Consider the following 16331-nt stretch of genomic DNA (forward strand, 5'->3'; position numbering starts at 1 on the left):
CCCAGTATGGATGATTTGCTTTCTTCACCGTGTATCCGGGTTGCAACAGGCGAATTTTTATTCGGGAAAAAACGGCAATAGTCTTGTCCTGTTAGACTATGCAGTTTGTGCCAATGCTTCTTCCGAGGCATCGGAAGGTCGGGAAAATAATGCAAGAAAACCCTGGCTGTCAGGGATGTCGGCGCGGCCCAGCCGAGGACGGTATTTTTGATCTGATGGGGGCATCGCCTCAAAGGACAATATCCCCGGCCGAATTTGGAGGGCATGTTCCGTTTCCAGGCGGACAAGTGCCAGTCGGAGCAGGGCGTATGCGCAACTTGAAAACCTACGTGGAAAAGCTCCGGACCGACGCTGTCGACTGCGCGCTGATCCGCGACCTTGCAACCGAAAAGAGGAAGCGAGAATTCTTCGCACAGCTTGCCGAGCACCTGAGCACGTTGGCTCGGGAAGTGGAGGAAGCAATTGATGAACGGCGCGGTCGAGGCTGACGCTCCACCAGAGAGCTGCGATCCGGGCCGCGTACATAGGCGGAAAAATCGGGAAGCGCCATCAACCTCGTGCCCACCCATCGCGATCCGCAGTCGAGATCTCAAGAATCAAACTCACCCCGCCACCAACAATCGCAACACCGCATCATACCGAACACTCTGATCCCCAACGAGGGCCATCGCATCGACCTTGGCGCCGGTGTCGTTATACGTGCCAAAAAATCCGATGTATTGGACGCGGGCCACCATCGGTCGGTCTGTCGGGGTATGTTCGTTGCTGGTCATCTTGCCTTTCCAGCTTCCACCCGAGCACTCATAGCTGCCGGTGTAATAGACATACGCGTCACCGCCATGGATCTGGCCGTCGCGGAAGATCAGGATGCCGCCAACGTCGTCGGCCACGCCGTCGCGGGATTTGGCAGAGAGCGAATAGAGCCCGTTCTTGATCATGATTATTTCCACGCCTGATCACCGGCAAACATTGCCGGCGCATACCCGCTGCTTTCCTGCGCGACTTGTCGCTCTGGCGGGTGCAATTTAAGCTTATAGCTGGCGGACACCGAAATGGCGACGTAATCGCCCGGGAAGCCTGATAGTGCCGAAACCGCGATCACGCGAGGTTTTCCTATGCTGCCCATTCCCGCCGACATCTTTACCGAGCCGGACAACGTATCGCCGGATAGCCTCGCCAATCTCGGACCGCTCCGTCATCTCGCGGGTATCTGGCAGGCGGACAAGGGCGTGGACGTCAACCCCAAAGCCGACGGCCCGGAGCGTCGGGTGTTTCGCGAGCATATCCGGATGGACCCGATCGATCCGCAGGCCAACGGACCGCAGCTGTTTTACGGTTTGCGCTATCACATCCACATCAACACGCCGGAAGAAGACATCACCTTCCACGATCAGGTCGGCTATTGGCTCTGGGAGCCCGCAACCGGCCTGATCCTGCAAAGCGTGACCATTCCGCGAGGCCAGGTCTTGCTCGCAGCGGGCAATGCGAAGCCGGATGACAGGCGAATCTCCGTCACGGCCAAGCGCGGCGATACGCGTTACGGAATCTGCTCGACGGAATTTCTGGACGAAGCTTTCCGCACCGAAAGCTACCGGTGCGACATCACCTTCAACGACGACGGCAGCTGGACCTATCTCCTTGAAACCGAGCTTCTGGTGAAGGGGAGAGACCAGCCCTTCAATCATCACGACACCAACACCTTGAAGCTTGTCGGGGCGGCGGCACCCAATCCGCTGGCGGTCATCCTGAAAGATCGCGCGGAGACAAAATAGAAATCGTAGGATGGGTGGAGCGAAGCGATACCCATCGCTTCCATCAACGGCGGCAATTGATGGGTATCGCTTCGCTCCACCCATCCTACGAAAACGGCGGCATCGGATTTTGGACGAGTTGAACCCTTCTCTTGGAGGTTTGATGAACATTGAGCTCGGCATTTCAGAGCACATCGGAACGATCGTTCTCGCCCGGCCGCCGGTCAACGCTCTATCGTATCAGATGATACGGGAGCTCATTGAAGCCCTGTCGGCGATGGATGCAAATCCCGACGTCCGTGCGGTCGTGCTTACCGGCCAGGGGCAATGCTTTTCGGCGGGCGTTGATCTGAAAGAGCAGCTTCATGCGCTGGAAACCGGCGGCGCCGGACCGGCCTCCCTTGGCGTGGAGCTTTATGACGCGCTGCTCCATGGCAGGAAGCCGACCATTGCTGCGATCAATGGCCCGGCGCTCGGTGCCGGGCTTGGCATAGCCGCTTCATGCTGCATCCTGGCGGCGAGCGAGAATGCGGTGTTCGGCATTCCGGAGATCAATGTCGGCATGCTCGGTGGCGCGCGTCACGCCATGCGCCTGCTCGGCCACTCGACGGTCAATCGCATGCTGCTCACGGGGCTTCAGCTCACCGCCGAAGAACTGTATCGCCGCGGCGCGATCGAGGCATGTTTGAAAGAGAGCGAGCTGATGCCGTTCGCGTACCACATCGCGCGAGACATCGCCGGGCGCGACCCCAGGGCCATCGAACTTGCGCGTGCGAGTCTCGCGCAAGTGGAGGATATGGGGGTACTCGACGGCTACCGGCACGAGATGCAGGCTGCCGACGAATTGGGGCGTTCGCGCGAAGCGCAGGACGCCATGCGCCGCTTTCTCGCAGGCAGGCGCTAGTCAGGCTTGATCAGGCGTACTGCTTGTTTCCACGCCCGATCACCGGCCAAAATTGCCGGCGCATACCCGCTGCCATCCCGTGCGACTTGTCGCTTCGGGAGGCGCGACTTAAGCTTATAGCCGGCGGACACCGAAATGGCGACGCAATCGCCCGGGATGTATCCGCCGTCGGGAGGACATCATGAAAAGGCTCATTGCCGCGGCCGTGGTTGCCGGAATCGCTTTCACCGCGGCCAATGCCGCGCCATTGCCGGAGGCAAAGCCGGACGAGGCGGGATTCTCGCAAGCCGGGCTCGCGCGGCTGGATGATTTCTTCGCCCGCGAGATGCTGGCGAAACGCGTGCCCGGCGCGGTGGTCGCCATCGCGCGGGACGGCAAGCTCGTGCATTACAAAGCCTATGGCCAGCTCGATCCGGCCAAGGGCACGCCGATGCCGCTCGATGCCATCTTCGCGTTGGCGTCCATGACCAAGCCGATGGCCGCGGTCGCAGGATTGACGTTGATGGAGCAGGGCCGCCTGCCGCTGCAAGCCAGCCTCTCGCAATATTATCCGGCGTTTGCCGAGATGCAGGTGGGCGTCCCGCAGCCGGATGGTTCGCTGAAGATGGAAGCGCAGGCCCGGCCGATTACCATTCATGACCTCTACCGTCACACTTCGGGCCTGATGTATGGCGGACGGCCGGACAGTTCGAGCCTGGTCGCGCGCCTCTATCCCGACGGCACCGCGCCGGCCATCGAGGGCGATACCCAGGCCTTCATCGATCGCATCACAAAACTGCCGCTGGCGCATCAGCCGGCGACGGCATTCGAATATGGCTTCTCGATCGACGTGCTGGGCGCGGTCGTCGAAAAGGTCAGTGAACAGCGGCTCGGCGAATATCTCGCCGCGAATGTGTGGAAGCCGCTCGGCATGAAGGACGCCACGTTCCGCCCCGCGGAGGCGCAGCGCGAGCGTCTCGCCCGCCCGTTCCCGAACGACCCGCTCACGGGCAAGCCGCAGGCCATAAAACTGCTGGACACGCCAACCAGGTCCGACTGTGGCGGCGCCTGCGCGTTTGCGACCGTCGGCGACTACATCCGCTTCGGCCAGATGCTGCTCAACGGCGGCGAACTCGACGGCCAGCGCGTGCTTGGCCCGAAGACGGTGCACCACATGACCAGCAACCACCTTGGGCCCGGCATCAAGAACAACGTGGCGAACGTCGAGCCGCATCGCGCAGGCTTCAGCTTCGGCCTTTCGGTGGCGGTGCGCACCCATGAAGGCCTGTCGGCGGTTCCCGGCAATCCCGGCGAGTTCTCCTGGAACGGCGCCTACGGCACGCAGTTTTTCGCCGACCCGAAGGAGCGTCTCGTCGTGGTGGTCGGAACGGCCGCGCCCGGCGAGTTGCGCAAGTATTATCGCGAGCAAGTTCAGGACATCGTCTACGGCGCCATGGTGAAATGAATGCGCTCCAGCCGGCGCCGCGCAAGACGCGCGGGCGCGATCAGGCGGGCCGCTTGTCGTGCGGTCCGTCTGCTACCGGCTCGGCCAGATGCAGGAATTCGTCGAATGCGACGGCGCCTTCTGCAAGGGTGTGGCACGCGCGGCTGTCAATAAAGATTTGCGCGTCATGGTCGAAGATCTCGACGATAAAAAGGGGCTGCCTCGCGGCGCAAGCCGCTGAGGCTGCGTGCATGCGAATTTCATAATCGCCGATCCACGCCAGGGAAATCGCCTCACCCTCGGGGCGGGACACCAGGCTGACATAGGCTCGGGAAATTCGCAGCGTTGTAAAATTGTATTCCAACGCACGTCCCACAACGAAACCTCGCGCTTTGTTGGTCGGCCGCACGATTACCAGCCCCGCCATTACCGGACGCTGGCGGTGAAATTAATGTTTCGAAAGATGGGCCGCGGGGAATGACTGCCTAGACGCCGTCCTCTCCCCGTCATTGCGAGCGGAGCGAAGCAATCCATATTGCACCAAGCCGAGGCGTGGATTGCTTCTCGGAGCCTCGGGCGCGCATTCGCGCGACCCGGTGGCGCGCAATGACGTCTGGGTGCGACATAGTAGCCCGACGGGCAACTCACTTGCAATTTACCGAAGTCATGTCAAGCCCAATATTTCTGAAAATCAAAAATATTCCTGTTGCCATCCGACTTAAATCATTGCGCATCTATCGCCATCCCGTCCTATCAAGAGGGGCGTCGGCCGTCGTCACGACGAGGGGCGGGTTGCGGTGGACGCTGAGGTTGCGATTGACGGTCGCGGCTGAAGCGTACGGCGAAGGCGTGTGGTCCTGGCGCCCGTAACGGCGTCAAGTCCCGCGGGAGCTAACGCTTCCGCGGGACGACGGTGGCAATAGAGGCCGTCTCACCGGGGAGAGCGGGTTATAAGCCGTAAAGCCATTGCGCAGGGAAGGCCGGATGCTCTCCGCTGGACCTGTATGCTCGTGTGCGCATTCTTATGCACAATTGCACACGAGACCGCGGGTGCAGCGCGCACCCGGTCTTCCCTGCGCCCTCTGATTGGAGGGCAATGAAATTTCCGGCAAAGCTCGGGCGCAATGCGTCGCGAGAACGTGAAGGTGTGTTTGCATGATGGTGCTCGCGCGCCAAACAGCGCTGTCGTCCCGGCCTTGCGCCGGGACCCATACGCCGCGGCCCATCTGTTAAAGCCCCGGCGTTAGAGACCTTTTGCCAACAACGACCGCCGCGGCGTATGGGTCCCGGCGTTCGCCGGGACGACCAACAGATGGGCTATTTGAAAATTAAATTAGAGCAAGCCGGGGCCGCGCTCCGGCGTAGCCGCCGGACGAATTAACCTCTGAGACAACCGTTCACACCAGGGTCGTATTGGAGTCACGTTGCCGCGCTACATGAGCGCCAACGGGAGCGCGCATGACCAAGATTTCGCCGAACAACTTCAATCCGGAACTGGTTTCAATGATGAGATCGGTGCTGGAACTGGCGTCGGCCCATGTCGACAGCGCGTCGGGCAAGCCCGCCACGCCGGCGATCAAGGTCAAGATGGCGTCGCGCATCCTGGCGACCGCCGCGGCAGGCGTCACCGACGCCGGCCAGTTGCAATCGGCCGCGATCGAAGAGGGGCTGTGCCCGGCGGATTGAGGCCGTTACGTCCTCAAAAGTTTGCCGCGCCGAGATCGTAGGAGCCGCGGGTGCCGCGCACGTAAACCTTGGCGGCAGCGGCGCAGATCCTGTCGCGATTGGCGTCGAAGGCGTTCAGGCAGCCGGATTCATCGAGCGGCGCGCCCGGCTGGATTCGCGCCAGCGCTGCCTCGTTCACATAGAACGAGGCCTCGATCGCGCTGTCGTAGCCCCAAAATCGTACGGCGCGCCTGGTGTGGTCATAGCTGCGGCTATGGTTTGGAAAGTCGATCATGGTGATTTTCACCAGTGGCCACGGCTACGACCCCAATATCCGCCGCCACCCAGCAAGAGTACTACAAGAACAATAATCAGGATCATTTCCATCGGAATTCTCCGCTGGCGCCAACGGCTGTGTTCGCCGCGCACCGGAGGATTCAACGGCCCATTCAGGTCATTGTTCCCGGCAAACCGCGCCTAACCGCCGCAGGCCACGGCAAATCCGGGCATATGGCCCAGCGTCCGCCCGCCTCAACCGCCGTAGAGATATTTCGGCAGCCACAGCGTCATGCCCGGCCACATATACATGATGACCATGCAGATGATCACGATGAACATGTAAGGCATCATGCCGGAAAAGATCTGGTTCAGCGTGACGTGCTTGGGCGCGACGCCTTTCAGGTAGAACGCCGACATCGCCACCGGCGGCGACAGGAAGGCCGCCTGCAGGTTCACGAACACCAGCACACCCCACAGGATCGGATCGACGCTGAAGTGCTTGAGCATCGGCAGGAAGATCGGCACGAAGATCACGATGATCTCGGTCCATTCCAGCGGCCAGCCCAGCACGAAGATGATCGCCTGCGACAGGATCATGAACTGGACCGGCGTCAAATTGAGCGACAGCACCCAGCTCTCCAGCAGCGCCTGGCCGCCGAGAATCGCGAACACCGCCGAAAACAGCGCCGAGCCGACGAACAGCCAGCACACCATCGACGTGGTCTTGAGGGTGAGGAACACCGCCTCCTTGGTTTTTTTCCAGTTCAGCGTGCGGGCATGGAACGCCAGCAGGAAGGCGCCGGCGGCGCCGACCGCCGCCGATTCCGTGGCGGTCGTGATGCCGAACAGGATCACGGCGAGCACGACCACGGTCAGCAGGCCAAGCGGCATCACCGAGGTGATCAACAGCCGCAGCACCTCGAACTGCTCGGCCTCCATGATCGCGTAATAGTAGAACAGCAGCAGCAGCAGGACCGCCGCCGTGAAGGCGAAATACAGGTAGAAGCCTTCCGGCGGCCCGGACGCCGACGGCGGGGCGGCGGTCTCGCTCTGCAGATTGCCCATCTGCTGCAGCACCTCCGGCTCGCCCTTTTTGGCTGCGCCGGACTGCTGGACCGAGCTGCCCAGTTCCTGAAGCTTTTCCTCGACCGGCTCGCTGCTCGGCGCGCCCTGTCCGAGCGGGGTCGGCGCCTCGCTGCGTTCGATGGCGGTGGGCGCGTCCGGTTGCTGGTGGATCACGACGTACCACCAGATGCCCCACAGGGTGCCGAGCGTCATGACCAGCGGCACCAGCACGAACGACAGACTCTTGAGGATCGTGCCGTAGCCGAGCCGCGCGCCATCCACGGTGATGGCAAGGGCCCGCGACGGGGCCACCGTCGCGGCCAGCAATGCCGGCAGCATTTTTCGCGAGTAGAGCTGCTGGACCTGCGTTACCCACGGCCGCACCGGCACCCGGGTTTCGCTCTCCGGCAGCTTCGGCGCGATCTTGGGGTTAATCAGCGCCCAGCCGACGATGTAGACGAGGTAGAGGAACGCCAGGAAGAAACTCGGAAACATCGCCGCGGCGTACAGCTTCACCACCGATTGCCCGGCGACCGCCGCATAGACGATGATCATGACCGAGGGCGGGATCAGGATGCCGAGCGTGCCGCCGGCGGTTATGACGCCGGAGGCGAGTTTCACGTCATAGCCGGCCTTGAGCATCGGGTTGAAGGCGATGACGCCCATCAGCACCACGACGGCGCCGACCAGGCCGGAGGCAATGCCCCAGAAGGTGCAGACGATCAACGAGGCGACCGCGAGCGCCGCCGGCACGCGGCGGAACGCCAGCTGGATCGCGTAGAACATCTTGTCCACCAGCGCGCCGCGTTCCATCACGTAGCCCATCAGGACGAACAACGGGATCGAGATCAGGACGTCGTTGGTCATCGCGCCGTAGGTGCGCTGGACCATCAGGTCGAAGATGTGGTTGTCGGCCCAGGATTCGCCGCCGCGGTAATAGGCGAAGAAGCCGAAGAACATGCCGAGCCCCATCAGCGTGAACGCCGTGGGGAAACCCATGATGATGACGACGACGATGAGTCCGAGCATCAAAAGCCCGAGTGCCGGATCGCTCATGGCTGTGACGCTCCGCCCAGGCCGCGCTGGCGCGCGCTCTCCTCGATGTTCTGCGCATGCTCGATCGCGCTTCGGCGCGCTTCGTCGTCGACATGCTCGCTCAGCGCCAGTTGCTCCTCGACGACGTCGATTTCGCTGACGTCCTTGAGGCGGCTCGGCCACACGCCGGTCTTGAGGCAGATGACGCAGCGCGCGATTTCAGCGGACCCTTGCAGCAGCAGCAATATGCCCGCCAGCGGGATCATCGCCTTGAAATGATACACCGGCGGTCCGTCCGCGGTCACGTTGGAGTGCTCGTTGATGCGCCACGACAGCGCGGCATAGTCCCAGCCCGCATAGGCCAGCGCCGCGATCCCGGGCAGGAAAAACACGATGTAAAGCACCAGATCGAGCCCGGCCTGGGTGCGCGGCCGCATCGAGGAGTAGAGAAAGTCGCCGCGGACATGGGCGTTCTGCGCCAGCGTATAAGCGCCGCCGAGCATGAACGCCGCGCCGTACATCATGTTCGACGCATCGAAGATCCATGCGGTCGGCATGTTCAGGATGTAGCGCTTGAAAACCTCGGCGCAGACGAGAAACATCAGCGCCATGATCAGCCAGGCGGCTGCCTTGCCGGCAAAGGTGCTGATACCGTCGATGGTATGCAGAAAACGGTCGCTGTTCATGAAATCTGGACTGCTTGGTACGGGCTGCTTGGTAGATAGCTGCTGGTAAAGGAATGGTCCGGACGAGGTCGGGCGTAATGGCCGATTTAAGATCCGGCGCCGCGTCCGGCCGCGTTCACGTCGTGAATGCACAGGCGATGCCAGCCGACGATACAAGACCCCGCCCGGGATTGCCATCCCGGACGGGGTCTGTGGGTCGATTCTGTTGCCTCAGGTCCGCTTCTTGGCGTTGGGTCCGAAGTAGTGGTTGTACGCCATGCGGCGGCTCACCACCGTGTCCTGCTCCCACTGCGTCGCGCGCTTGGCGAACGCCAGCTGGGACGCGACGATCTCCTTGAACAGCGGATTCTCCGCCGACTTTTTCTCGACGACCTGATCGTAGATATCGAGCTGCGCCTGCAGCACCGAGTCGGGGGTCTTGTAGAACTTGACGTTATCCTTGGTCTGCATCTCGGCGTAGTCTTTCGAATACCGGTCGATCGCCTTCCAGGCCATGTCCTGTCCGGCCGCTTCGGCGGCGTTGTCGAGGATCGCGCGGATCTTCGCCGGCAGCGCGTCGTACTTGTCCTTGTTGAACATGATCTCGAACTGCTCGGCATTCTGGTGATAGCTCTGCAGCATGCAGATCTTGGAGACGTCGGGGAAGCCGAGGACGCGGTCCGACGTGGCGTTGTTGAATTCGGCGGCATCGAGCAGGCCGCGGTCGAGTGCGGCGACGATTTCACCGCCTGGCAAGGCGTTGACCGCAGCGCCCATGCCGCTGAACACGTCGATCGAAATGCCGACGGTCCGGAACTTGATACCCTTCAGGTCGTCGGCCTTGGTGACCGGCTTCTTGAACCAGCCGAGCGGCTGGGTCGGCATCGGCCCATACGGGAACGAGACGACGTTGGCGCCGATCGAGCTGTACAGCTTGGCCAGAAGCTCCTTGCCGCCGCCGTACTTGTGCCAGGCCAGCAGCATGTTGGCGTCCATCGCATAGCCGGGACCGGAGCCCCACAGCGCCAGCGCGTTCTGCTTGCCGTAATGATAAGCGAGCACGCCGTGGCCACCGTCGAGCGTCCCCTTCGAGACCGCCTCGAGCAGGCCGAAGGCGGGCACCACGGCGCCGGCCGGCAGAACCTCGATCTTGAGGTCGCCGCCGGTCATGTCGTTGACCTTCTTGGCGTAGTCGAGCGCATACTCGTGGAAAATATCCTTGGCCGGCCAGGTGCTCTGGAAGCGCATGCTGGTCGCGCCTTGCGCGCTTACGACGCTGGGCGCCGCGACCGTTGCTGCAGCGCCCGCGGCGGCCACTTTCAGGAAGCGGCGGCGGCTGGTGGTGTCCTTTTTGGATGTCGTCATGGTTTCTCCCGTTTTGACGGCGATCCAACCAAGGATGCGCCCTTATTATTGGAAGGGAGACAAAGGCTTGCGCAGGTGTTTGGCAAGAATGTTCGGGAAGATGCGACGCTTCGACGCGGCAGATGGTGAACAACGTCGATGGCGGCTTCCGGATTTATTCCGAAGGCGCTGAATAAAATTTCTCAAGCGGCGATGGCGTATGCGACTTTCGTTTAAGTCGCCGTGCGCGCGCGCCGTCCCTCGATCGGATAGGCGGGATCGTTGAACCCCGGTGTCGATGGATGCCCACTCACGACCAGCCGGTCGATCAGCGCCTCGTCCTCCGCCGTGAAACGATAGTCGAGCGCTTTAAGATAATCGTCCCACTGCTGCTCGGTACGGGGACCGGCGATCACAGCCGAGACGAACGACGAGTTCAGTACCCATGACACCGCGAATTGCCCGGCGGTGATGCCGCGCCCTTCGGCGTGCTCCTTGATTTGCTGTGCGAGCTGCAAGGATTCCGGCCGCCATTCGGTCTGCATCATGCGCTTGTCGTTGCGGCCGGCGCGGCTGTCCTTGTCGGGCGCGGCATCAGGCAGGTACTTGCCGGTCAGCACGCCGCGCGCCAAGGGGCTATAGGGCACGATGCCGAGGCCGTAATAGCCGCAGGCCGGGAAGTGCTCGACCTCCGGCATCCGGTTCATGGCGTTGTAGTAGGGCTGGCTGACGATCGGGCGGTCGATGCCGTTACGGTCGCAGATGTTGCAGATTTCGGCGACGCGCCAGGCGCGATAGTTCGAAACGCCGAAATAGCGAATCTTGCCCTGCCGCATCAGGTCGCCCATCGCGCGCACGGTCTCTTCGAGCGGCGTCGAATGGTCCTCCTTATGCAGATAGTAGATGTCGATGTAATCAGTGCCGAGCCGCTTCAAACTCTCTTCCGCCGCCTGCAGCACCCAGCGCCGCGACAGCCCGCCGCAATTGGGATCGTCGCCGATCTGGTTGGCGAGTTTTGTCGCGAGCACCCAATTGTGCCTGACGTTGGCAATGGCGCGGCCGACCACCTGTTCGGACTTGCCGCCATTATAGGCGTCCGCGCTGTCGATGAAATTGATCCCGGCCTCGCGTGCCTTCGCCACGATCCGCGACGACGTCGCCTCGTCGGTCGGCCCGCCGAACATCATGGTGCCGAGGCAGATCGGCGAAATCTTCAGGCCGCTGCGGCCGAGTTGGCGATATTGCATCGGGCGGGCTCCTTACATCGACGGCTCTAGCGACTCCCTCGCCCCGCTCTTCGCGGGGAGAGGGTTGGGGTGAGGGGCCTCTCTCCAAGCAAAGACTGCCGAGAGACCTGTGCCCCCTCACCCGGATCACATCTGCGATGTGATCCGACCTCTCTCCGCAAGCGGGGCGAGGTTAAGAAAGGACAGAAAGCTACGTCTCGTTCTTCAATATCTTAAACACGCCCGATGCCATCGCGATACAGCGCTTGTCGACGGTGACTTCGGTGGTGATGAAAATCAGGCTGCGGGTGGCGCGCACCACGTGCGGTTTGGAGATCAGCACCTCGCCGATCTTGCCGGATTCGACGAAATGCGTGTCGAGCTGCACGGTCGCCAGCGTCGGCTTGCCCGACACGTGTCGTGCGGTGATGCCGCAGGTGCGGTCGGCGAACGTCATCAGCACGCCGCCCTGCACCAGTCCGCGGCGGTTGTGGTGCTTGTCCTCGGTGATCAGCGCGAACTCAAGCTCGCCGTCGACTATTCGCTGCCACAGCGGTCCGATCAGATGCAGGAAGCCGGTCGTTTCGACGATTTTCCAGCCATCGGATTTGAGTTTCTCCGTGGCGGCCCTGGTCGTCATCTGATGCATTCCGTTTCCTGCAGGCGGTCATGTCTCGACAGTCATTTCATCAAACGCGGGAGTATTGTAGTCAAGCGTCATGGCCCGTTCATTTGATGATGCCACCCGGCGAAATATCGCAGAGCTCGTTGCAGCTTTCTCGCGGGCGACGGCGGATGAGCCGGAGCCTGCGCTGAAGCGGGCCGCCGTCGTCATCGCGCTCACAGAAAGCGAGGATGGTGCCGAAACGGCATTTCTCCTGACGCGGCGTGCCGAGGGCCTGCGCTCCCATTCGGCGCAATGGGCGCTGCCGGGCGGACGCTGCGATCCCGGCGAGACGCAGGTCCAGTCGGCGTTGCGCGAGCTTCATGAAGAGCTCGGCCTGGAGCTCGGCGAGGGCGATGTGCTGGGCCTGCTCGACGACTATCCGACGAGGTCCGGCTATCTGATCACGCCGGTCGTGGTGTGGGCGAGCACGAAGGCCGCGCTGGTGCCGAACCCGGCGGAGGTGGCTTCCGTGCATCGCATCGCGCTTGATGAGATCGAGCAGCAAGACGCGTTCAGCTTCACCAGAATTCCCGAAAGCACGCGGCGCGTGATCCGCTTTCGCCTCGCCGGCCAACACATCCACGCGCCGACGGCGGCACTGATCTATCAATTCAGCGAAGTGCTGGCGGGTCGCAACACCCGCGTGGCCGAGCTGGAACAGCCGGTGTTCGCCTGGAAATAGGGCTCATCGAGTCCGTCATTGCGACCCGTTGGCTCGCAATGACGATGGGTAGGATTGTCCGGAACGCGGGTTGCGGATGTCGGCTGTTTCAGCGACCATGCGGCCAACAAGAACAATGATCCCAAGGGAGCGCTGAATGCGCAGTAACGCTTTAGCTGTCATCATCGCCGTCGGTTTCGCCGCCAGCCTCAACAGCGCGCAAGCTCAAAACTATCCAACGCGCGCGATCACACTGGTGATTCCGTTCGCACCTGGTGGCTCGACCTCGATCGTCGGCCGTGGCATCGCTGACAAGATGAGCGAACTGCTCGGCGAGAAGGTCGTGGTCGACAATCGTCCCGGCGCCGGCGGCACGATCGGCACCAAGGCCGTCGCCAAGAGCGATCCCGATGGCTACACGCTGGTGCTGGGCTATACCGGCACGCTGGCGATCGGGCCCTCGCTCTACAAGAGCGCCGGCTACGATCCGCGCAAGGATTTCGCGCCGATCGGCCTGATCGGCAATGCGCCGAATTCGCTGGTGGTGCATCCGTCGTTCCCGGCCAAGACCGTTGCCGAACTGATCGCGCACGCCAAGGCCAACCCCGGCAAGGTCAATTTCGGCTCGGCCGGCGCCGGCACTGTCAGTCACATCACCGGTGAATATTTCGCCCGCACCGCCGGCATCACGCTGGTGCATATTCCCTACAAGGGAACCGGTCCGGCGCTGACCGATCTGTTGGGCGGCCATATCCCGATGGCGTTCGCGCCGATCCCGGCCTCGCACCCCAACGTCTCGGCCGGCAAGCTGCGCGCCCTCGCGGTGACCAGCACGACCCGCTCCAGCCTGTTGCCGGACGTGCCGACGATGGCGGAAGCGGGCCTGGCCGGCTTCGATGCGTCGCTGTATTACGGCCTCGCGGCGCCTGCCGGCACGCCGCGTCCCATCATCGACAAGCTCAACAAGGTGCTGCGCGACGCGCTTGGCTCCGACGAGGTCAAGAGGCAATTGGCCAATGACGGCACCGAGATCACGCCGGGCACGCCGGAGGATTACGCCGATTTCATCGACAAGGACGAAAAGAAGTGGTCGCAACTGATCAAGACCAGCGGCGTCGAGCAGGAGTGAGCGGCACGGCGTCGCGCCGTCTCTAGAGCGTTTTCCAGCGAAGTGGATACCGGTTCGCGTCAAGAAAACGCGTCAAATCAAGAATCTAGAGCCCCGTTCCGATTCAATCGGAACGGAAAAGGCTGCAGGCACTTTGTTAACTGACTTGCGCCCGGCAATTGATACAACGGGGCCATGCGCCTGCAATTGATTCGCCTTTATTTCTGCCTTGTCGCGCTCGCGCTTCCCGCGGGCGGGCCGCCGGCTTTGGCCATGGACGCGCTGCCGGCCTCAACGGTGGATGCGATGGCGCAGGCGGCCTCGCCGCAGGCGATCGCGGAATATCGCCGCAAGCTGAAGGAATATCAGGCCGCGCGCGCCGCGTTCGAGCAGGAAGCCGAACCCTACTGGACCGCGATTGCCGAAAAGCGGCGCGGCCGCAACGCCAAGCGGCGCGAGCGCCAGGCCATCACGCTCGATGATTATGTGCTGACGCAACCGCCACTGTACGACGGGCCGAAGCGGCCGGTGGATCCGGAACCGCAAGACAGGCCCGAGCGCAAGCCGCTTCCGGTGGTCTCCGATTTCCTGCAAGCCGCCGCGTCGCATTTCCAGTTTACGCCGCAGCGGCCCGCCAGCGAGGTCGAGTTCAAGCGCGCCTATGGCCACGTCGCATTGGCGTCCGGGCTGACGCGCGAGCAGATCGTGCGCGTCTATTCGTTCGAGACCGGCGGCAACGGCAATCACGACATGCAATCCGGATTGAGCTCCTCGCGCCCGGGCTCGCGCGCGATCTCGACGGCGGTTGGCTACAACCAGTTGCTCACCACCAACACCGTCTCGCTGCTCGCCGAACAGGGGCATGACATCGTCAAGGCGTTGACGGAGAAGGCCACCGGCCTGTCAGGACCGGCGCGCAAGGCGATGGACCACAAACTGGCGGTATTGAAGCGGATGGTGGCGTTCACGCGCTCGGTGCCGGTGCAATGGTCGGAGCACGAGAAGCTCGCCAACACGCCGCAGGGCTGGGGAGTCCACGCCTTGGTACTGGACATCGACGTCGGCCCGCTGCTGCAGACCCACAAGCTGCTGACCTCGGTGCTGTTCGCGCGCGCCAAGGGCTATACCAGACCGCTCAGCGCCGCCGAACTCGAGATGATGAACCTGACCGGCGACAGCACCGGTCTCGACATGGTGACGATGCCGCAGGCGATGCGCGAGCAGGTGCCGACCTCGAATTTCTTCCAGCGCGGCGGCTACGAGCGCAACCCGGTCGCGATCCGCCACAACACGGTGGCAAAATTGCTGGCGATCACCGACGAGCGGATGGACGTTAACAGCAGCAAGCCCGGTGCCAAGGAACTGGCGGCGGCGTTTTAGGCAACCCTGCTGAAGCATCGTCGTCCCGGCCTTGAGCCGGGACCCATTCGCCGCGGCCCATCGGTGTGGGCGCTGGCGTTAGAGACCTTCCGTTACAATGACCGCTGCGGAGTATGGGGGCCCGGCTCAAGGCCGGGACGACAGCGGTGGTTAAGCGCGCTCCTCAATTCGCGCCGAACTTGAACTTGCCGTCGTCTTCGAGATAGGGGCCGGTGCGCATGTAAAGCTGGCCGTTCTCGCCGACGAAGAACAGCGTGCCCTTCGGCACCTTCTTGGCGCCCTTCAGCAGCGTGCCGGCATTGCTGGTGCCCAACTTGTACGCAAGCGTTTTGCCGTCCTTGCCGTAGGCATAGCCCGTGCCGGAGTTCAGCTCCCAGGGCGTCGGTGCGGCGGCCTGTGCGAATGCGGATGACGTCAGCACGCCGAGCGCGGCCACGATCAAAAAGGTCTTGGCTGAAATTCCCGTCATCGTTGTCCCTCCCGGCGGCCAAAATTGGCTTCTGCCCCATTCGTTTGAACAAATCACGAACGTCATTATTCCGTCAATGGTACCTTTGCCGCATCACGCCTTCTCTGCGACTTTGTGATTTCCCGCCTTCGACTTCGCGACTATGTTCCGGTTTCCGGTTACAACCGCGCTATTGCCAGAAACGTTATAGGGATGATTCGGATGAACCTCGTCATGAAGATTGGTTTCGGTGTTGCGCTGTCTTTCATGACGCTGGCTTCCGCTGTCCAGGCCGACGAATTCAAGCTCAGCAACAACCAGCGGATTGCCTGCAGCCGCGGCCTGAGCCCCGGCAAGCTCAACACCGCGACCTGCAGATCGTACGCGTATGTCTTCAATATCAAGACCTCGGAATATTATCGATGCCAGGTCACGCTGGCGCTGACGCGTGACAACAAGGAAGTCATCAACGTGCAGGCCGACGGCAACTGCGCCAAGAAGCCCCGCATCTTCGAGACCGATTCGAACTATTCGTTCGACGCTACCGAGACCGAACCGCCGAACACCAACTCGTTCTTCGGACCCGGCGGCTATGCGGTGTGGGCCAGCGACAACAATGCACGCAAGGTGCGCGGCTGCATCATCATCTCGTCCGGCCTCGGCTCCGACATCTCGAAATGTCTCGACATGAAGTTCGATTGATGGGCGGC

19 protein-coding genes are annotated in these 16331 nt (G+C 62.3%); 9 read left to right on the forward strand and 10 right to left on the reverse strand.

All coding sequences use genetic code 11. The annotated features are described in order from the left end of the window. Positions 1 to 308: 308 nt before the first annotated feature. A complete protein-coding gene (locus JQ575_RS27335; RefSeq protein WP_212036246.1) occupies positions 309 to 488 on the forward strand; it encodes a hypothetical protein in 180 nt (59 codons plus the stop codon). Between the two features lie 114 nt (positions 489 to 602). On the opposite strand, the gene JQ575_RS27340 is transcribed toward JQ575_RS27335, so the two are convergent. Further along, on the reverse strand, positions 603 to 938 hold the full coding sequence (locus tag JQ575_RS27340) for a GrlR family regulatory protein (RefSeq protein ID WP_212036248.1): 336 nt from the start codon (positions 936 to 938) through the stop codon (positions 603 to 605). 2 nt (positions 939 to 940) lie between these two features. Next, complete coding sequence (locus tag JQ575_RS27345) at positions 941 to 1102, reverse strand: hypothetical protein (RefSeq protein WP_212036250.1); 162 nt, start codon at positions 1100 to 1102, stop codon at positions 941 to 943. Positions 1103 to 1115: 13 nt separating this feature from the next. Here JQ575_RS27345 and JQ575_RS27350 point away from each other — a divergent pair, with 13 nt between their 5' ends. From JQ575_RS27350 to JQ575_RS27360, 3 genes are all read left to right on the forward strand, one after another. After that, complete coding sequence (locus JQ575_RS27350; RefSeq protein WP_212036252.1) at positions 1116 to 1772, forward strand: FABP family protein; 657 nt, start codon at positions 1116 to 1118, stop codon at positions 1770 to 1772. A gap of 109 nt (positions 1773 to 1881) precedes the next feature. Next, positions 1882 to 2655 (forward strand): enoyl-CoA hydratase-related protein, encoded by a 774-nt coding sequence (locus tag JQ575_RS27355; protein ID WP_212036253.1) that lies wholly within the window; start codon positions 1882 to 1884, stop codon positions 2653 to 2655. Between the two features lie 181 nt (positions 2656 to 2836). Continuing rightward, a complete protein-coding gene (locus JQ575_RS27360; protein ID WP_212036260.1) occupies positions 2837 to 4099 on the forward strand; it encodes a serine hydrolase in 1263 nt (420 codons plus the stop codon). A gap of 40 nt (positions 4100 to 4139) precedes the next feature. Here the strand turns inward: JQ575_RS27360 and JQ575_RS27365 are convergent, their stop codons facing one another. Next, a complete protein-coding gene (locus tag JQ575_RS27365; protein ID WP_212036262.1) occupies positions 4140 to 4505 on the reverse strand; it encodes a hypothetical protein in 366 nt (121 codons plus the stop codon). A gap of 1031 nt (positions 4506 to 5536) precedes the next feature. Here JQ575_RS27365 and JQ575_RS27370 point away from each other — a divergent pair. Beyond that, on the forward strand, positions 5537 to 5764 hold the full coding sequence (locus JQ575_RS27370) for a hypothetical protein (RefSeq protein ID WP_212036264.1): 228 nt from the start codon (positions 5537 to 5539) through the stop codon (positions 5762 to 5764). Positions 5765 to 5777: 13 nt separating this feature from the next. On the opposite strand, the gene JQ575_RS27375 is transcribed toward JQ575_RS27370, so the two are convergent. The 6 genes from JQ575_RS27375 to JQ575_RS27400 form a co-directional block, all read right to left on the reverse strand. Further along, positions 5778 to 6038, reverse strand: a complete 261-nt coding sequence (locus JQ575_RS27375; protein ID WP_212036266.1) for a DUF1488 domain-containing protein — start codon at positions 6036 to 6038, stop codon at positions 5778 to 5780. Between the two features lie 236 nt (positions 6039 to 6274). Continuing rightward, a complete protein-coding gene (locus JQ575_RS27380) occupies positions 6275 to 8143 on the reverse strand; it encodes a TRAP transporter large permease subunit (protein ID WP_212036268.1) in 1869 nt (622 codons plus the stop codon). Further along, entirely contained in the window at positions 8140 to 8808 is a 669-nt protein-coding gene (locus tag JQ575_RS27385; RefSeq protein ID WP_212036270.1) for a TRAP transporter small permease subunit, read from the reverse strand. Before JQ575_RS27385 ends, JQ575_RS27380 begins: the two co-directional genes overlap by 4 nt. A gap of 210 nt (positions 8809 to 9018) precedes the next feature. After that, positions 9019 to 10152, reverse strand: coding sequence for a TRAP transporter substrate-binding protein (locus tag JQ575_RS27390; RefSeq protein ID WP_212036272.1), 1134 nt, complete (start codon positions 10150 to 10152; stop codon positions 9019 to 9021). A gap of 212 nt (positions 10153 to 10364) precedes the next feature. Then, on the reverse strand, positions 10365 to 11378 hold the full coding sequence (locus JQ575_RS27395; RefSeq protein ID WP_212036274.1) for an aldo/keto reductase: 1014 nt from the start codon (positions 11376 to 11378) through the stop codon (positions 10365 to 10367). Positions 11379 to 11568: 190 nt separating this feature from the next. Then, a complete protein-coding gene (locus tag JQ575_RS27400; RefSeq protein ID WP_212036275.1) occupies positions 11569 to 11997 on the reverse strand; it encodes a PaaI family thioesterase in 429 nt (142 codons plus the stop codon). A gap of 79 nt (positions 11998 to 12076) precedes the next feature. Here JQ575_RS27400 and JQ575_RS27405 point away from each other — a divergent pair, with 79 nt between their 5' ends. The 3 genes from JQ575_RS27405 to JQ575_RS27415 all read left to right on the forward strand — a co-directional run bounded on the left by JQ575_RS27405 (position 12077) and on the right by JQ575_RS27415 (position 15173). After that, a complete protein-coding gene (locus tag JQ575_RS27405) occupies positions 12077 to 12706 on the forward strand; it encodes a CoA pyrophosphatase (protein ID WP_212036277.1) in 630 nt (209 codons plus the stop codon). Between the two features lie 136 nt (positions 12707 to 12842). After that, positions 12843 to 13814: a tripartite tricarboxylate transporter substrate binding protein gene (locus tag JQ575_RS27410; RefSeq protein ID WP_212036279.1), complete on the forward strand. Its 972-nt coding sequence runs from the start codon at positions 12843 to 12845 to the stop codon at positions 13812 to 13814. Between the two features lie 174 nt (positions 13815 to 13988). Then, the gene (locus JQ575_RS27415; RefSeq protein WP_212036280.1) at positions 13989 to 15173 is read left to right on the forward strand and encodes a hypothetical protein; all 1185 of its coding nucleotides are present in this window, start codon (positions 13989 to 13991) and stop codon (positions 15171 to 15173) included. A gap of 163 nt (positions 15174 to 15336) precedes the next feature. Here the strand turns inward: JQ575_RS27415 and JQ575_RS27420 are convergent, their stop codons facing one another. Then, complete coding sequence (locus JQ575_RS27420; protein ID WP_212036282.1) at positions 15337 to 15642, reverse strand: hypothetical protein; 306 nt, start codon at positions 15640 to 15642, stop codon at positions 15337 to 15339. 201 nt (positions 15643 to 15843) lie between these two features. On the opposite strand from JQ575_RS27420, the gene JQ575_RS27425 reads away from it, so the two are divergent. Beyond that, positions 15844 to 16323 (forward strand): hypothetical protein, encoded by a 480-nt coding sequence (locus JQ575_RS27425; RefSeq protein ID WP_212036283.1) that lies wholly within the window; start codon positions 15844 to 15846, stop codon positions 16321 to 16323. Positions 16324 to 16331: the final 8 nt, after the last annotated feature.

The organism is Bradyrhizobium sp. JYMT SZCCT0428, assembly GCF_018131075.1.
Classification (GTDB): domain Bacteria; phylum Pseudomonadota; class Alphaproteobacteria; order Rhizobiales; family Xanthobacteraceae; genus Bradyrhizobium.